At 69.2% G+C, this 13,721-nt stretch carries 12 protein-coding genes; 6 read left to right on the forward strand and 6 right to left on the reverse strand.

Features of this window, described 5'->3' with window-relative positions; all coding sequences use genetic code 11:
* Nucleotides 1-67: 67 nt before the first annotated feature.
* The gene (locus tag AB6732_RS00675; RefSeq protein ID WP_370957593.1) at nucleotides 68-484 is read right to left on the reverse strand and encodes a PLDc N-terminal domain-containing protein; all 417 of its coding nucleotides are present in this window, start codon (nucleotides 482-484) and stop codon (nucleotides 68-70) included.
* A 245-nt stretch (nucleotides 485-729) separates the two neighbouring features.
* Here AB6732_RS00675 and AB6732_RS00680 point away from each other — a divergent pair, with 245 nt between their 5' ends.
* Nucleotides 730-1,053: a DUF4229 domain-containing protein gene (locus AB6732_RS00680; protein ID WP_370957594.1), complete on the forward strand. Its 324-nt coding sequence runs from the start codon at nucleotides 730-732 to the stop codon at nucleotides 1,051-1,053.
* 117 nt (nucleotides 1,054-1,170) lie between these two features.
* Here AB6732_RS00680 and AB6732_RS00685 read toward each other — a convergent pair whose 3' ends face one another.
* The 3 genes from AB6732_RS00685 to AB6732_RS00695 all read right to left on the reverse strand — a co-directional run bounded on the left by AB6732_RS00685 (nucleotide 1,171) and on the right by AB6732_RS00695 (nucleotide 4,237).
* Entirely contained in the window at nucleotides 1,171-2,052 is an 882-nt protein-coding gene (locus tag AB6732_RS00685) for a 1,4-dihydroxy-2-naphthoate polyprenyltransferase (protein ID WP_066215847.1), read from the reverse strand.
* A gap of 75 nt (nucleotides 2,053-2,127) precedes the next feature.
* Nucleotides 2,128-3,243, reverse strand: a complete 1,116-nt coding sequence (locus tag AB6732_RS00690) for an AMP-binding protein (protein ID WP_370957595.1) — start codon at nucleotides 3,241-3,243, stop codon at nucleotides 2,128-2,130.
* A 40-nt stretch (nucleotides 3,244-3,283) separates the two neighbouring features.
* Complete coding sequence (locus tag AB6732_RS00695; protein ID WP_370957596.1) at nucleotides 3,284-4,237, reverse strand: 1,4-dihydroxy-2-naphthoyl-CoA synthase; 954 nt, start codon at nucleotides 4,235-4,237, stop codon at nucleotides 3,284-3,286.
* 140 nt (nucleotides 4,238-4,377) lie between these two features.
* Here AB6732_RS00695 and AB6732_RS00700 point away from each other — a divergent pair, with 140 nt between their 5' ends.
* The 4 genes from AB6732_RS00700 to AB6732_RS00715 all read left to right on the forward strand — a co-directional run bounded on the left by AB6732_RS00700 (nucleotide 4,378) and on the right by AB6732_RS00715 (nucleotide 9,028).
* Entirely contained in the window at nucleotides 4,378-5,940 is a 1,563-nt protein-coding gene (locus AB6732_RS00700; protein ID WP_370957597.1) for a choice-of-anchor A family protein, read from the forward strand.
* Between the two features lie 372 nt (nucleotides 5,941-6,312).
* A complete protein-coding gene (locus tag AB6732_RS00705; RefSeq protein ID WP_370959572.1) occupies nucleotides 6,313-7,680 on the forward strand; it encodes an amino acid permease in 1,368 nt (455 codons plus the stop codon).
* A 166-nt stretch (nucleotides 7,681-7,846) separates the two neighbouring features.
* Nucleotides 7,847-8,449 (forward strand): GNAT family N-acetyltransferase, encoded by a 603-nt coding sequence (locus AB6732_RS00710; protein WP_370957598.1) that lies wholly within the window; start codon nucleotides 7,847-7,849, stop codon nucleotides 8,447-8,449.
* Nucleotides 8,450-8,503: 54 nt separating this feature from the next.
* A complete protein-coding gene (locus tag AB6732_RS00715) occupies nucleotides 8,504-9,028 on the forward strand; it encodes a GNAT family N-acetyltransferase (protein ID WP_370957599.1) in 525 nt (174 codons plus the stop codon).
* Nucleotides 9,029-9,108: 80 nt separating this feature from the next.
* Here the strand turns inward: AB6732_RS00715 and AB6732_RS00720 are convergent, their stop codons facing one another.
* Nucleotides 9,109-11,322: a S9 family peptidase gene (locus tag AB6732_RS00720; protein WP_370957601.1), complete on the reverse strand. Its 2,214-nt coding sequence runs from the start codon at nucleotides 11,320-11,322 to the stop codon at nucleotides 9,109-9,111.
* A 64-nt stretch (nucleotides 11,323-11,386) separates the two neighbouring features.
* A complete protein-coding gene (locus tag AB6732_RS00725; protein WP_370957602.1) occupies nucleotides 11,387-12,634 on the reverse strand; it encodes an MFS transporter in 1,248 nt (415 codons plus the stop codon).
* A gap of 227 nt (nucleotides 12,635-12,861) precedes the next feature.
* Here AB6732_RS00725 and AB6732_RS00730 point away from each other — a divergent pair, with 227 nt between their 5' ends.
* Entirely contained in the window at nucleotides 12,862-13,680 is an 819-nt protein-coding gene (locus AB6732_RS00730; RefSeq protein ID WP_370957603.1) for an MBL fold metallo-hydrolase, read from the forward strand.
* The last annotated feature ends 41 nt before the right edge of the window (nucleotides 13,681-13,721 follow it).

Consider the following 13,721-nt stretch of genomic DNA (forward strand, 5'->3'; position numbering starts at 1 on the left):
GGACCGGGCCTGACGTGTATCCCGGGCCGGGCGCGGAGCCGACCGTGGGGCGGGGTGCGGAGGTGGGTCAGGCGTCCTGGCCGGGAGCGCCGTCGTCGCCCTTGTGAAGCCGGCGTTCCTGCTCTTCCAGCTTCTTGCGCATCTCCTCGAGCTTGCGGGCCTCCTCCTGGTTGCGGCGGCGCTCTTCGAGGTTGCGCAGGAACTGCGGGTCGTCGTCGGGGCCCAGCGGGCGTCCGCCCGTGGCGCCGCCTCCGGCGTCTCGTCCGTTCGAGGCCGGGCCGCCGGTGGCCGGACGCGTCGCGGCGGTGCGGGGACGGCCGAGCAGGAACCACAGGATGGCGCCGAGGAGCGGCAGCAGAAGCAGCGCGACGATCCACACGCCCTTCGGCACGCCGCGCACCTCACGGGAGTCCGTGCGGAGGCAGTCGATGAGGGCGTAGATGCAGACAGCGACGATGACGACTGAAATGATGACCCGGGGCATCCTGCCAGTGTACTGAGCCGCCCTGGAAACCACCTGGGGCGCGTGCGCCTGTGCCTGCCGCTGAGCCTTGCCGCTGAGCCCTGCCGCTGAGACAGTGAGTTTCCGCTGAAACAGTGAGCTGAACACACTGTTTCAGCGGAAACTCACTGTCTCGGCGGGGAGTGGGGGCGGTGGGTCGGGGTGTTGGGCCGGGGTGGTGCGGGCGGGCCGGGGGATCGCCCAGGAACGGCCGGTAGAATGGTGGGGTGGCGAATCTGAAGTACCTTCTCATCCGGCTGGCCCTCTTCGCGGTGGCTCTGGTCATCTGCCTCTTCCTGGGGACCGGACTGATCCTCGGCGCGATCTTCGCCGCCGTGATCGCGTTCGCGGTCAGCTACCTCTTCTTCAGCCGCCAGCGCGACGACGCCGCGGTCCAGCTGGCCAGCACCATCGGCTCCCGCTCGCGGGACGGCCGCGCGGAGAAGGACGCTGCTGCGGAGGACGCCGAGGTGGGGCGGGCCGAGCAGAGCATCGCGGAACCGGTGGAACCCCGCCGGAACGACGCCCCCACGGACTCCAGGAACGCTTAGAACCCCCCTCAGCTCAGACACACGGATGCCCCGGACCACGATGGTCCGGGGCATCCGTCGTTGGGGCCCGGGCTTGGCTGGGCGGGAATGCCAGGGCCGGTCGGGACGGCCCGGGCCCTACACCCCGTGCTGGAGGATGAGCGCCACCGCGAACAGGGCCGCGTAGCCGAGGTTGAGCATGCCCGTCTGCTGCAGCACCGGGATCAGGGCCTTCCCGGTCCGGCCGGAGAGCATGAGCCAGCAGGGGAGCAGGGCCGCCGGGATCAGCAGGAGCACCAGGAGGATCCAGAGGTTCTCCGGAGCCAGGATGAGCGAGGACAGGATGGCGACCGCGAGCATCAGCACATAGGTGCGGCGAGCCAGGCGGTCGCCGAGCCGGACGGCCAGGGTGTACTTCTTGGAGGCCTTGTCCGTGGGGATGTCCCGCACATTGTTCGCCATGAGCACCGCGCAGGCGATGAGGCCCGTTCCGACGGCCCCCACGATCGCGCTGAGGCTGATGTGCCCGGCCTGGGTGTACGTGGTGCCGAGCGTCGCCACGAGCCCGAAGAACACGAACACGAACAGCTCGCCGAGGCCCTGGTAGCCATACGGGTTCTTGCCGCCCGTGTAGCCCCAGGCCGCGATGACGGCTCCCAGACCCACCAGGATCATCCACCAGGTCTGCGTGAGCAGGACCAGGACGAGGCCGGTCACCATGGAGAGCCCGTAACAGCTCAGGGCCGCGATGAGCACGGCGCGCGGCTTGGCGGCCCCGGAGCCGACCAGGCGGAACGGGCCGACGCGGTTCTCATCCGTGCCGCGGATGCCGTCCGAGTAGTCGTTGGAGTAGTTGACGCCGACCTGGAGCAGCAGCGCGATGAGCGCCGCCAGGATCGCGTTGACGAGATTGAAGGCGTGCAACTGGTACGCCGCCGCGCTGCCGATCACCACGGGGGCGATCGCCGCGGGAAGGGTGCGGGGACGGGCCCCTTGGATCCACTGGGCGGCTGTAGCCACGGTTACCTCTCGCTCGGCATCGGGTGATGTTTCAGAATCTGCTGTTTCAAAACCTGTGGCGCGGATGCGCCGTAGCTATTTTCCCCCATGTTCGGAGGCGAGCCGGGCAAGGATCGCCTGACGGTCGACTTTGCCGTTCTCCAGGAGGGGGAGCGCGTCCCAGAGAGACACCAGACGAGGACGCAGGGCGCCGAAGTCCGCGCGCAGCGCCTCGGCCAGTGCTGCCGGGTCGCCGGCGGCTCCGGGGCGCAGCACGACGGCGGCCGCCACGACCTGTCCCCACTCGGCGGACGGGACGCCGCCGACGAAGGCCTGCGCGACGCCGTCGAGCGCTTCCAGCGCCCGCTGCACGTCCAGCGCGGCGACCTTGCTGCCGCCCGAGTTGATCACATCGTCCACGCGGCCCGTCACGCGGAGGACGCCGTCGCTGTCCAGCTCGCCCAGATCGCTCGTGCGGAAGTACCGCTCGCCGTCGAGGTCCACGAAGGCGTCCTCGGTGGCCTGGGGATCGTCCAGGTAGCCGTCCGCGAGGGTCGGGCCGCCCAGGTGCACGCGGCCGTCCACGAGGCGCACCTCGACGTCCTCCAGGGCCCGCCCGTTGTAGACGCAGCCGCCGGACGTCTCGGCGGAACCGTACGTGGTGACCACGTTCAGGCCCAGCTCCCGGGCGTGTGCGAGCAGCGCGGGGGAGACCGCGGCGCCGCCCAGCAGGATCGCGGTGAAGCGGCGCAGGATGCGCAAGGTGTCCTCGGACGGGTCCTCCAGCAGCCGGGCGAGCTGCGTGGGGACCAGCGACGTGAACCGCACTGGATCGGTCAGCTCGTCCGCGGCGGCCACGAAGGCCTCCGGGGTGAAACCGCCCGAGAGGTCCATGGCCCACGGTCGCGTTCCGGCGAAGAGGGATCTGACCAGGACCTGTACCCCGGCCACGTAGTGCAGCGGCAGGGCCAGGAGCCACTGTCCTTCGCCCCGCAGGGCCACGGCCGTGGCCATGGAGCTGGCCGCCAGGGCCTCCGAGGAGAGCACCACGGCCTTGGGCCGGCCGGTGGAACCGGACGTCCGGACGACGACGGCGGCGTCCGGGTGGCCGGGCAGCCGCACCGTGGCGATCCGCTCGCCGAAGTCGACGGCTGGGCCTTCGCCGTGCAGGGCGGCGGCGAGGTCGTGGAGGACGGGGTCGAGGTTCTGCATGGGGTCCTGGGTGTCGAAGGGGCGAGAAGGAGGAGATTCTCTAGAAGTAGTACGGGAAGTCGGACCAGTCGGGATCGCGCTTCTCCAGGAACGCCTGCTTGCCCTCCACCGCCTCGTCCGTCATGTAGGCCAGACGGGTCGCTTCGCCCGCGAAGACCTGCTGGCCGGCCAGACCGTCGTCGGCGAGGTTGAAGGCGAACTTGAGCATGCGGATGGCCTGCGGGGACTGACGGGCGATGTCTCGGGCATAGCCGAGGGCCACGGTCTCCAGTTCTGCGTGCGGCACGGCCTCGTTCGCGGCGCCCATGCGGACCATGTCCTCGGCGGAGTATTCACGGGCCAGGAAGAAGATCTCCCGGGCGTTCTTCTGGCCCACCTGGCGTGCCAGGAGCGCCGAGCCGTAGCCGGCGTCGAAGCTGCCCACCGTGGCGTCGGTCTGCTTGAACTTGCCGTACTCGCGGGACGCGATGGTGAGATCGGAGACCACGTGCAGCGAATGCCCGCCGCCGGCGGCCCAGCCGTTCACGACGGCGATCACCACCTTGGGCATGGTGCGCATGAGCCGCTGGACTTCCAGGATGTGGAGGCGGCCCGCGCGGGCGGGGTCGACGGTTTCGCTCGTCTCGCCTTCCGCGTACTTGTAGCCGTCACGGCCGCGGATGCGCTGGTCGCCGCCCGAGCAGAACGCGTGGCCGCCGTCTTTGGGGGAGGGGCCGTTGCCCGTGAGGAGGACGGTGGCGACGTCGGGCGTCATGCGGGCGTGGTCCATGGCCCGGTACAGCTCGTCGACGGTATGGGGGCGGAAGGCGTTGCGCACCTCGGGCCGGTCGAAGGCGATCCGGACGCACGGGAGGTCGCGGATGACGGCGCCGTCCTCATCCCGCTCGACCTGCCGGTGATACGTCAGGTCCGTGAAATCGAAGCCGTCCACCACGCGCCATTGGCGGGGGTCGAAGGTGTCGGAGACGGACGCTGGGAGGGCATTGGCGGTCATGGGTGCATACTATGCCCGGCGGGCCGTCTCCAAATAAACGATAGAATACTCTCAGTGACGTTGACGTCTATGTCCACATGACCATGAGTCGGCGCACTGGGGGCGGTGCGCGGCATCGAGCCACCGAGGTTCTTCTTCTGATGAAATCCAGTCTGCGCCGCATCGGCGCGCCCACTTTCTCGCTGGCGGCCGGGGTCGCCGCCCTCCTTGCCGCAGGAGCTCTCGCGGTCCAGAGCGCACCGGCTGCCGTCGCGGCTGCGGTGAACTGCATCCAGACGCTGCCGGGGATCGACGCGAACCCCACGCCCGAAGGCTACGACAACCGTCCGAACCTCTTCGTCAAGGGCGGCTTCACGGTCGTGCAGAACGCCGCGGAGATGGAAGGCAAGGCCGTCGTGCTCGGCGACGCGTCTGTGACCAAGGCCAGTGGCATCTACAACGTCGGCACGGCCGGCGTCGGTTCCGGCCTGTGGCCGCAGCCGGGCACGGACCACCTGGTGGTCGGCGGCTCGCTGAGCGCGAACTCCGGCGTGACGGTCGACGTCGGAGCCAACAACAGCCCCGGAGGCGGCGCGGTCTCCGCCGGCGGCGACGTGACCGTGGCCAAGCTCAGCACCAACGGCGGCAAGGTAACTGCCAACGACTCGTCCGCTGCTGACGCCTACCGTGACCTTCCGGCCCGCATCCAGACGACGTCGGCCTCCTACGCGGCGCTGCCCGCCACCGGCACGGTCTCCGTGACCGGCTGGGGGATCGACCTGGTGGGCGACGGCACCTCCGCGACTCAGGTGTTCACCCTGGACGGCAAGGCTCTGGGCACCGCGGTGCGGTCCCTGGAGGTCAAGAACGTGCCGGCGAAGTCGCGCATGATCATCAACGTCACCGGCGGTCCGCAGGTGACCCTGGGCCTGAACGCCCTCTTGCTCAACGGCGTCCCCGTGCCGATCAGCGACTCCACGTTCGGTGAGCTCGCCGGTCATATGCTGTGGAACTACACCGAGGCTCAGGATGTCCACGTCACGGGATCGGCCCAGGTCCCCGGCTCGATGCTGGTCCCGAGCGAGGCCGGCGCCACGACCATCGACGTGCCCGGCTACAACGGTCGCGTCTACGTCAACGGCGACTTCGTCCACGGCGGCAGCGGCTCCGAGGTGCACGCCTACCCGTTCCCGGATGAGCTGACCACTTGCACCGTCGACCCGACCCCGCAGCCGACGACGTCCTCGCCGGTTCCGACGGAGACTGCGACTTCGCCGGTTCCGACGGAGACGGCCACGTCCCCGGTTCCGACCGAGACCGCCACGTCGCCGGTTCCGACCGAGACCGCCACGTCGCCGGTTCCGACCGAGACGGCCACCTCTCCGGTTCCGACGGAGACCGCGACCTCTCCGGTTCCGACGGAGACGGCCACGTCCCCGGTCCCGACCGAGACCAGCACGTCCGCCCCGGCGACGTCCGCCCCAGCCACCTCCGCCCCGGCCACCTCCACCCCCGCGACCAGCACGGCTCCCGTGGCCACGCCGTCGTCGTCCTCGACGAGCGCTCCCGTGAACGGCTCCGCGACGCCGACCGCCACCGACAACGGGGACCTCGCCGTCACGGGCGCCTCCTCGGCGCTGCTGCCCACTGCGTTGGCCGCGTTCGGATTCCTGGTGATCGGCGCCGTGACCCTGCTGACCGTGCGAGGCCGCGGACGGCACTGATCCCCGGCCCCGACCCTGGGCTCCAGACTGAAATCCCCCGCTCGGCGATCTTCGCCGGGCGGGGGATTTCTGCGTTTCCGGGCCCGGAGCCCGACATCTGACTCTGAAACATTCGTCAAATGTTGGAAACTGTGGGAATCGGCCTGCCCAGCTGTCGAAGTCCGGCGAATATCCTCCCACGTGCAGGCCGTCGCATCATTGTGATGTGCGACTCAAGCGCGTGTTAGTCAAATCACGTTCGGGAAAGGGTCCGTACACTTGTCTACCGTGTCAGATACAACGCAGCAGGAGCGCACCGAGGGCCAGGCCAACAGGCAGGGTTCCAGCGCCGCAGACAGCACCACTCTCAGCGCCGAGGGTTACAGCAAGTCCCTGAGCCGCCGTCACGTGACCATGATCGCCATGGGCGGGGCCATCGGCGTCGGACTCTTCATGGGAGCCGGCGGGCGTCTCGCCTCCACCGGCCCGGCTTTGATCTTCTCCTACGCCATCGCCGGCGTGATCGCCTACTTCCTCATGCGGGCCCTGGGCGAGCTCATCATGTACCGCCAGACGTCCGGATCCTTCGTGTCCTACGCGGGCGAGCTCTTCGGCTCCAAAGGCGCGTTCCTCTCCGGGTGGATGTACTTCCTGAACTGGGGCATGACCGGCATCGCCGAGCTGATCGCCATCGGCCTCTACTTCCAGTACTTCTTCCCGAACGTCCCGGTGGAGATCTCCGCCATCGCGGCGCTCGTGCTCCTGGTGGCCGTGAACCTCCTCTCGGTCAAGGCCTTCGGCGAGTTCGAGTTCTGGGCCTCCGTGCTCAAGGTCGGCGCCATCCTGATCTTCCTCGTCGTCGGCACCGTCCTGGTGGTCATGAACGCCCAGGTCGGCCCCTCGCACGCCAGCCCGGCCAACCTCTTCGCGGGCGACGGCGGCATGTTCCCGCATGGCGCTCTGGTCATGGTCCTCGTGCTCAACGCGGTCATCTTCGCCTACAACGCGATCGAACTGGTGGGCATCACCGCCGGCGAGATGCAGAACCCGGCCCGCGAGGTGCCCAAGGCGATCCGCGCCGTCGTGATCCGCATCGTGGTCTTCTACGTCGGCTCCGTGACCCTGCTGGCCATGCTCCTCCCGAGCGACCAGTACAAGGCCGGCACCAGCCCCTTCGTCACCGTGTTCGGCCAGATGGGCCTGCCGTGGATGGGCGATGTCATGAACTTCATCGTCATCACCGCGGCGTTGTCCTCGTGCAACTCCGGCCTGTACTCGATCGGCCGCATCTTCCGCACCATGGCCAACAACGGGCACGCCCCGAAGTGGCTCACCAAGATGTCCTCGCGGCACATCCCGTTCGCGGCCATCCTGGCGATCGGCGCCTTCTACCTGGTCGGCATCATCCTGAACGTCTGGCTCGGCGGCTCCCACGCCTTCGACCTGGCGCTCAACACCGCGTCGATCGGCGTGATCTTCACCTGGGGCTCGATCTTCGCCTGCCAGATCATGCTCCGGAAGAAGAAGGGCGAGGTCTCCAGCCTCCCCATGCCGGGTTCGCCCTGGACCAGCTGGGCCGGTCTTGTGGCGCTCCTGATCATCACCGTGCTGATCGGTTTCGACACCACCAAGGGCTCCGACGGCAGCGTGTTCTACCTCGGCGCCTGGACCCTCGCGACTGTGCCGCTCTTCGCGCTGCTCCTGTGGCTCGGCTGGCTCAAGGTGCGGAACAACAAGCCGAAGAACGAGCTCTTCAGCTGACCTCCCGCCGGCTAGCGGGACCCGCGGTCCCGGCCCGGACGGACTGAGCGCGCGACGGCGGCGCCTCCCCAGGCGGGGAGGCGCCGCCGTCGTCGTTTCCGGAGCCCTGCCGGCGCAGATGAACGCTCGGTGAACCGCTTGGAATCCGGGCCGTGCGGGCCGCACAATGATCCTCGTGCAAAAAATCGATTCCGTGACGCTGCACGGGAAACACGTCACCCTCGAACCCCTGAGCCGGGATCACGAAGCCGGGCTGGTCGAGGCCGTTCACGACGGCGAGCTGTGGAACCTCTGGTACACCTCCGTGCCGCGTCCGGAGGCGATGGCGGCCGAGATCGACCGTCGCCTGGCATTGCAGGAGACGGGCGGCATGCTGCCGTTCACGGCCTTCTCCAACGCGACCGGCCAGGTGCTCGGGATGACGAGTTTCATGAACATCGACCATGCCCTGCCACGGCTGGAGATCGGGTCGACGTGGAACCGCCGCTCGGCTCACGGCACCGGCACGAACGCCGATTCCAAGTACCTGCTGCTGCGCCACGCTTTCGAGACGGTGGGCTGCGTGGCGGTGGAATTCCGGACCAATTGGCTCAATCACCAGTCGCGCGAGGCGATCGCCCGGCTCGGCGCCAAACAGGACGGGGTGCTGCGCAGCCAGGCCCTGACGCCAGAGGGCGTGCTGCGGGACACCGTGGTGTTCTCCATCCTGGCGGGGGAGTGGGCCGCCGTGAAGAGGAACCTGGAGTACCGGCTGGGCAAGGCGCGCTGAGGCGGGCCGGGCGTATGACAAGACGGCGCGGGCGGAGTTTGCTTCAATGAGGGGATGCTGACTCTGATCGCGCCCCACCCCGACGCCTATGACGCCTGGAAAGACTGCCTGCACGACTTCGGCGACGGCCCTCTGGACGGCTCCGGATTCAACCAGGAGGTGGCGGCTCCGAACCTGAGCCGGGAGGGGTTCGAGCAGTACCTGACGCAGCGCCTCACGGAGGGTGACACGTCCGTGGAACCGGCTCCGGGCCGGGTGCACTGCAGCTATTACTGGATCGTGGAGGACGGCCAGGACGACATCCTCGGCTTCCTGGCCATCCGGCACGACCTCAACGACTTCCTGTTCAACTACGGCGGCCACATCGGCTACTCGGTGCGGCCCTCCGCGCGTCGCCGGGGTGTCGCGACCAAGGCGCTCGCCGAATCCCTGCGGCTCGCCCCAGGCCTGGGCATCCAGGACGTCCTGGTCACGTGTGTGGAGGAGAACGAGGCCTCCCGTGCCGTGATCGAGGGCAATGACGGACAATACGAGGACACGAGGGACGGGTTCCGCCGGTACTGGTTCCCGGTCGGCTGACGCACGCGGCCCGGACATGCTGAAGGCCCGCCCCGAGAACGGGGCGGGCCTTCAGCATGCGTGAGGGTGGCGGGGGCGTTCTACCGCGGTCCCGCGCCCGGCAGCAGCTCACGGGCGCCCAGGGCGTCCGTGATGAAGGCGTAGTCCCAGGCGCGCTCGCGCCACTGGACGTAGCGGCCGGAGGCGCCGCCGTGACCGCCGTCCATCTCGATCTTCAGGACCACGGGCTCCGAGCCGGTGTTCTTGTCCCGCAGGGCCTGGACCCACTTGGCGGGCTCCACGTAGAGGACGCGGGTGTCGTTGAAGGACGTGACCGCCGCGATCTTCGGGTACGCGGTCTCCCGGATGTTCTCGTACGGCGTGTAGCTCTTCATGTACGCGTAGACCTCGGGGTCCGTGATCGGATTGCCCCACTCCTCCCATTCGAGAGCGGAGAGCGGCAGTTCCGGATCAAGGATGGTGGTCAGGGCGTCCACGAACGGCACCTGCGCCACGATGGCCGCGTACTTCTCCGGCGCCAGGTTCGCGACGGCGCCCATGAGGAGGCCGCCGGCCGAGCCGCCCAGGGCGGCGACCCGCTGCGGGTCCACCCAGCCCGCGGACACGAGGTGGTCCGTGGCGGCGATGAAGTCCGTGAAGGTGTTCTTCTTGGCGAGCTTCTTGCCCTGTTCGTACCAGCGCCGGCCGAGCTCGCCGCCGCCACGGATATGGGCGTCCACGAACACGATGCCGCGGTCCAGCAGCGAGAGGCGCGAGACCACGAAGGCCGGGTCCATGCTGACCTCGTAGGAGCCGTAGCCGTACACGAGGCCGGGTGCGGTGCCGTCCGCCTGCACCGAACGGTGCCGCAGCACGGACAGCGGGATGCGGGTCCCGTCGGAGGCCGTGGCCCACTCGCGGGTGGCCACGTAATCGGACGGGTCGTACCCGCCGAGCACGGGCTGTTCGCGGCGCAGCAGGAGCTCGCCCGCCGGTGCGTCCGCGGTCGGAAGCACGAAGTCGTAGACCCGTGTCGGGGTGAGGAAACTCGTGTAGCCCAGGCGGACCATGGGGGCGTCGTGGTCGGCGCCGCTCAGGTAGGCCGTGAACAGCTCTTCATCGAAGACGGGTTCCACAGGATCGGCCTGCCGCGGGGTGCCCAGGCCTTCACGGGGCAGGAACTGCACGCGCTCCAAGGTGTCCTCGCGCACCGACAGGACGACGTAGTCCTTCAGGATCGCGGTCCCGTTCACGCGGACGTCATCGGAATGCGGCACCAGGGTGACCCACTGCTGGTCCTCCAGGGGCTGGGAGAGCTCGTCCCACGCGGCGAAGGAGACCATGGAGTTCACGGCGTCCCGGTCGTGGGTCAGCAGGACGCCATCCACGGGCTCGCCGTCGTCCTCCGTTACCAGGGTGAACGGCTCCGCCTCGTAGAGGATGCGCGCGTCGCGGGGGATCACGGTGCGCAGGCCGGCGCCGGGGTGGGCGAAGTCGAGCAGGCGCACCTCGCTGTACTCGGAGCAGGACGACGCGACCACCAAGTGGGTCCGCTCGGCGGACAGCTCGAAGCCGAGCCACATGCCGGGGTCGTCCTCCTGGTAGACGAGCTCGTCCTCCGCCACCGGGGTGCCCAGGGTGTGGCTGCGGATCTGGTGTGGACGCCAGGTCTCGTCCACCACCGTGTAGAACAGGCGCGAGCCGTCGGGGGAGAAGGCCAGTCCGTAGAAGGCGCCCTCGATCACGTCCGGCAGGAGCTCGCCCGTGCGGAGGTCCTTGACGCGGACCGTGAAGCGCTCGTCGCCGGCGTTGTCCACGGCGTAGGCGTACAGGGTGCCGTCGCGCGTCACGGCCGTGCCGCCCACCGAGAAGAACGGCTGCCCCTCGGCTTCCGCGTTGCCGTCCAGGAGGGTCTGCTCGCCGTCGAGCACGACGTCGGCCTCCACCACCGGCGGCGTCCAGTCGGCCAGGGGGGCGCCGGAGTCCGCTGCCGCCACGCGGCAGAACACGGGGTAGTCCTTGCCCTCGGCGGTCCGCGTGAAGTACCACCAGCCGTCCTTGCGGCCGGGCACCGAGAGGTCGGTCTCGAGCGTGCGGCCCTTGATCTCCTGGAAGATCGCCTCGCGGAGCGGCTCCTGATCCGCGGTCACGGCCTCCTGGTAGGCGTTCTCCGCCTCGAGGTGCTGCACGACCTCGGCGTTCTCCTTGTCGCGGAGCCATTCGTAGTCGTCCACGAACACGTCCCCGTGATGGGTGCGTTCGACGGGGACCTTCTTGGCGCGGGGCGGCTGAGGAGCGTGTGGTGTTGCGGTCATGACCCCAGCCTAGTGGGACGGGAAGCGCTGGAGAGGGGGTGGGAATCGGCTGTCGGCGAACGCCTCAGGCCGCCGCGAACGTCCGCCATCTCGGGCTCAGGCTGAAGGCGGCGGCCACGGCGAGGAGGAAGCACGCGAGTGCCAGCCAGGCCGAGGGCACGCCGCCGATCTGTGCCAGCACTCCGGCGGCCACCGAGAAGACGGCCTTGGCGAGCCCGGCGCCCGCATTGCGGACCGCCATGTAGCGGCCGATCTGGCCTTCCGGGGCGAGCTGGTTGGTCGCGATCTGCATGCCGACCACATGGGCCGTGATGATCAGGGCGGTGACGCCGACCAGGAAGACCGCCAGGATGGCCGGCCACTGCGGCGCCAGGAGCAGGCTCAGCACGCCGCCACTCACCAGGGCGTAGCGCTGGACCATTCTCCGGACCCGGGCCGAGAGGCCGAGGAGCGCTCCGGCCAGGACTCCGCCGAGCATGGCCGAGATGTCCAGCGCCGAGTAGAACGGGGCGGAGCCGGGGACGACGGCGTCGGCGTAGGAGGGGAGGAGTGCGGTGAGGAATTGCAGCGCACCGCTGCTGGGGATCGACACCAGGAGCACGAGCGCGAGCATCCTGCCGCCGTCGAGGGGCTGTGGCGCGCCCTCGGCGCCGATGACGGAGACAGCGGCGGCCGACGACGGTGCGCCGCTCCGCGCCCCTCGCGGTCGTGCGTCCGGTGCCTGGCCGCCGTCGTGCGCCTTGTCCGCTCGATCGCTGCGGCTCAGGCTCCGGACGAGCAGGACGCTCGCCGCATACAGTGCGCTTGCGGTGACGAAGCACCATGTGGCGCTGACGAGGGCGAGGAGAAGACCCGACAGGCCACTGCCGACCACGCCGCCGATGATCGTCGTCGAGGAGATCCGGCCCTGAACGGCGGGGAGGTCTTCGCGCCCGATGATGAGCCGGAGCGCACGGGCCAGCGCACTCTTGTTGGCCAGCTTGGCGATGCTCAGTGTCCCCTGCGAGGCACAGAACAGGGTGATGAGCACCGGCACGGGTACCTCTGCCACCACCGAGACGGCGAGCACCAGGGAGAAGGCCACGCAGACCCAGTTCGTCCGGCTCAGGGTGGTGACCGCGGAGCCGCGGTCGAAGGCCCGGCGCAGAGCGATTCCGGCGATCACCCCGGGAAGGTAGGCGAAGGCGTTCACCACTCCGACCATCGACGCGCTGCCCGTGAGATGCAGCGTGGTCCACAGGAGAGCGACGAGCTGGACGGCCTCCGCGACCGCACCCACAGCGGCGAAGCACGTCAGTGCCCACTTGTGCATCTCCGCCCCTTTCCCGGCCGGGTCGACTCTGGGCCAACTCCGGTTCTCTCGCCCGGCGGCCGTGGCCATTAAGCCACGAGAGCGGGGGCGTCGCGAGTCACACGCCTCGCCGGGCGACGCCTCCCGTGCACGCGTGTCTCAGGGAAGCCGGAGGGTCCAGGGGTACGATGAGCGACATCTAGGGATCAGGCATACGTGCCTGCTCACCGGCGATACAGGAGGTTCCCGTGGCGGTGCACGATGTCGGTCTGCGAGATCTGGGGCAGGGCAGTTACGTCCTGACCACGGAGGCGGAGTTTCTCAACACCGGGCTGGTGGTGGGCCAGGAAAGGGCTCTCGTCATCGACACCGGGTGCGGTCCGCGGCAGGGCCGGGAGATCCTGGAGGCGGTGCGCAGCGTGACCGATCTGCCGCTCGTGGTGGTGAACACCCACGCGCACTACGACCACTTCTTCGGCAATGCCGTGTTCCGCGAGGCGGGGGCCACCGAGTTCTGGGCTCATGAGAACACCGCCCGTGCCATCGAGGAATCGGGAGAGTCGCAGCGTCCGGCAGTGGAGGTCTTCGAACCTGAGATGGCGGCCGGCGAGGGCGAGGACACCGTCCTGGTGGTGCCGGAGGCGATCGTCCGGGACCAACCGGTGCTGGTGGACCTGGGCGGCGTGAGCGTGCAGCTGTTCCACCTGGGCCGCGGCCACACCGACGGCGACCTCCTGGTGGGCACCGCGACGACTCTCTACGCGGGTGACCTGGTCGAACACGGCGGCTACCCGGCCTTCGAGGATTCCTACCCGGTGGAGTGGGCGGATGCCCTGCGGCACATCTCGGCATTGCGCCACCGCTACGAATACCTGGTCCCCGGGCATGGCGCCCCGATGGACGACCGCGAAGTGAAGACCATGGCGGACACGATGGTGATGGCTGTCCGGCAGGCGCACCAGGCCACGCGGGAGACCCCGGACGACGCCACCAAGGCCATCCCCGTGCTTCCGTATGGCCCGGAGCAGTCCCGTCACTTCATCCGCCGGCTCCGCGTCACGGCTTAGGGCGGCGCGAGCCGGCGCCGGAGGTCCGGAAGTGCCCCCTT

The sequence above is a fragment of the Arthrobacter sp. RCC_34 genome, from assembly GCF_041360795.1.
Taxonomy (GTDB): Bacteria; Actinomycetota; Actinomycetes; order Actinomycetales; family Micrococcaceae; genus Arthrobacter_E.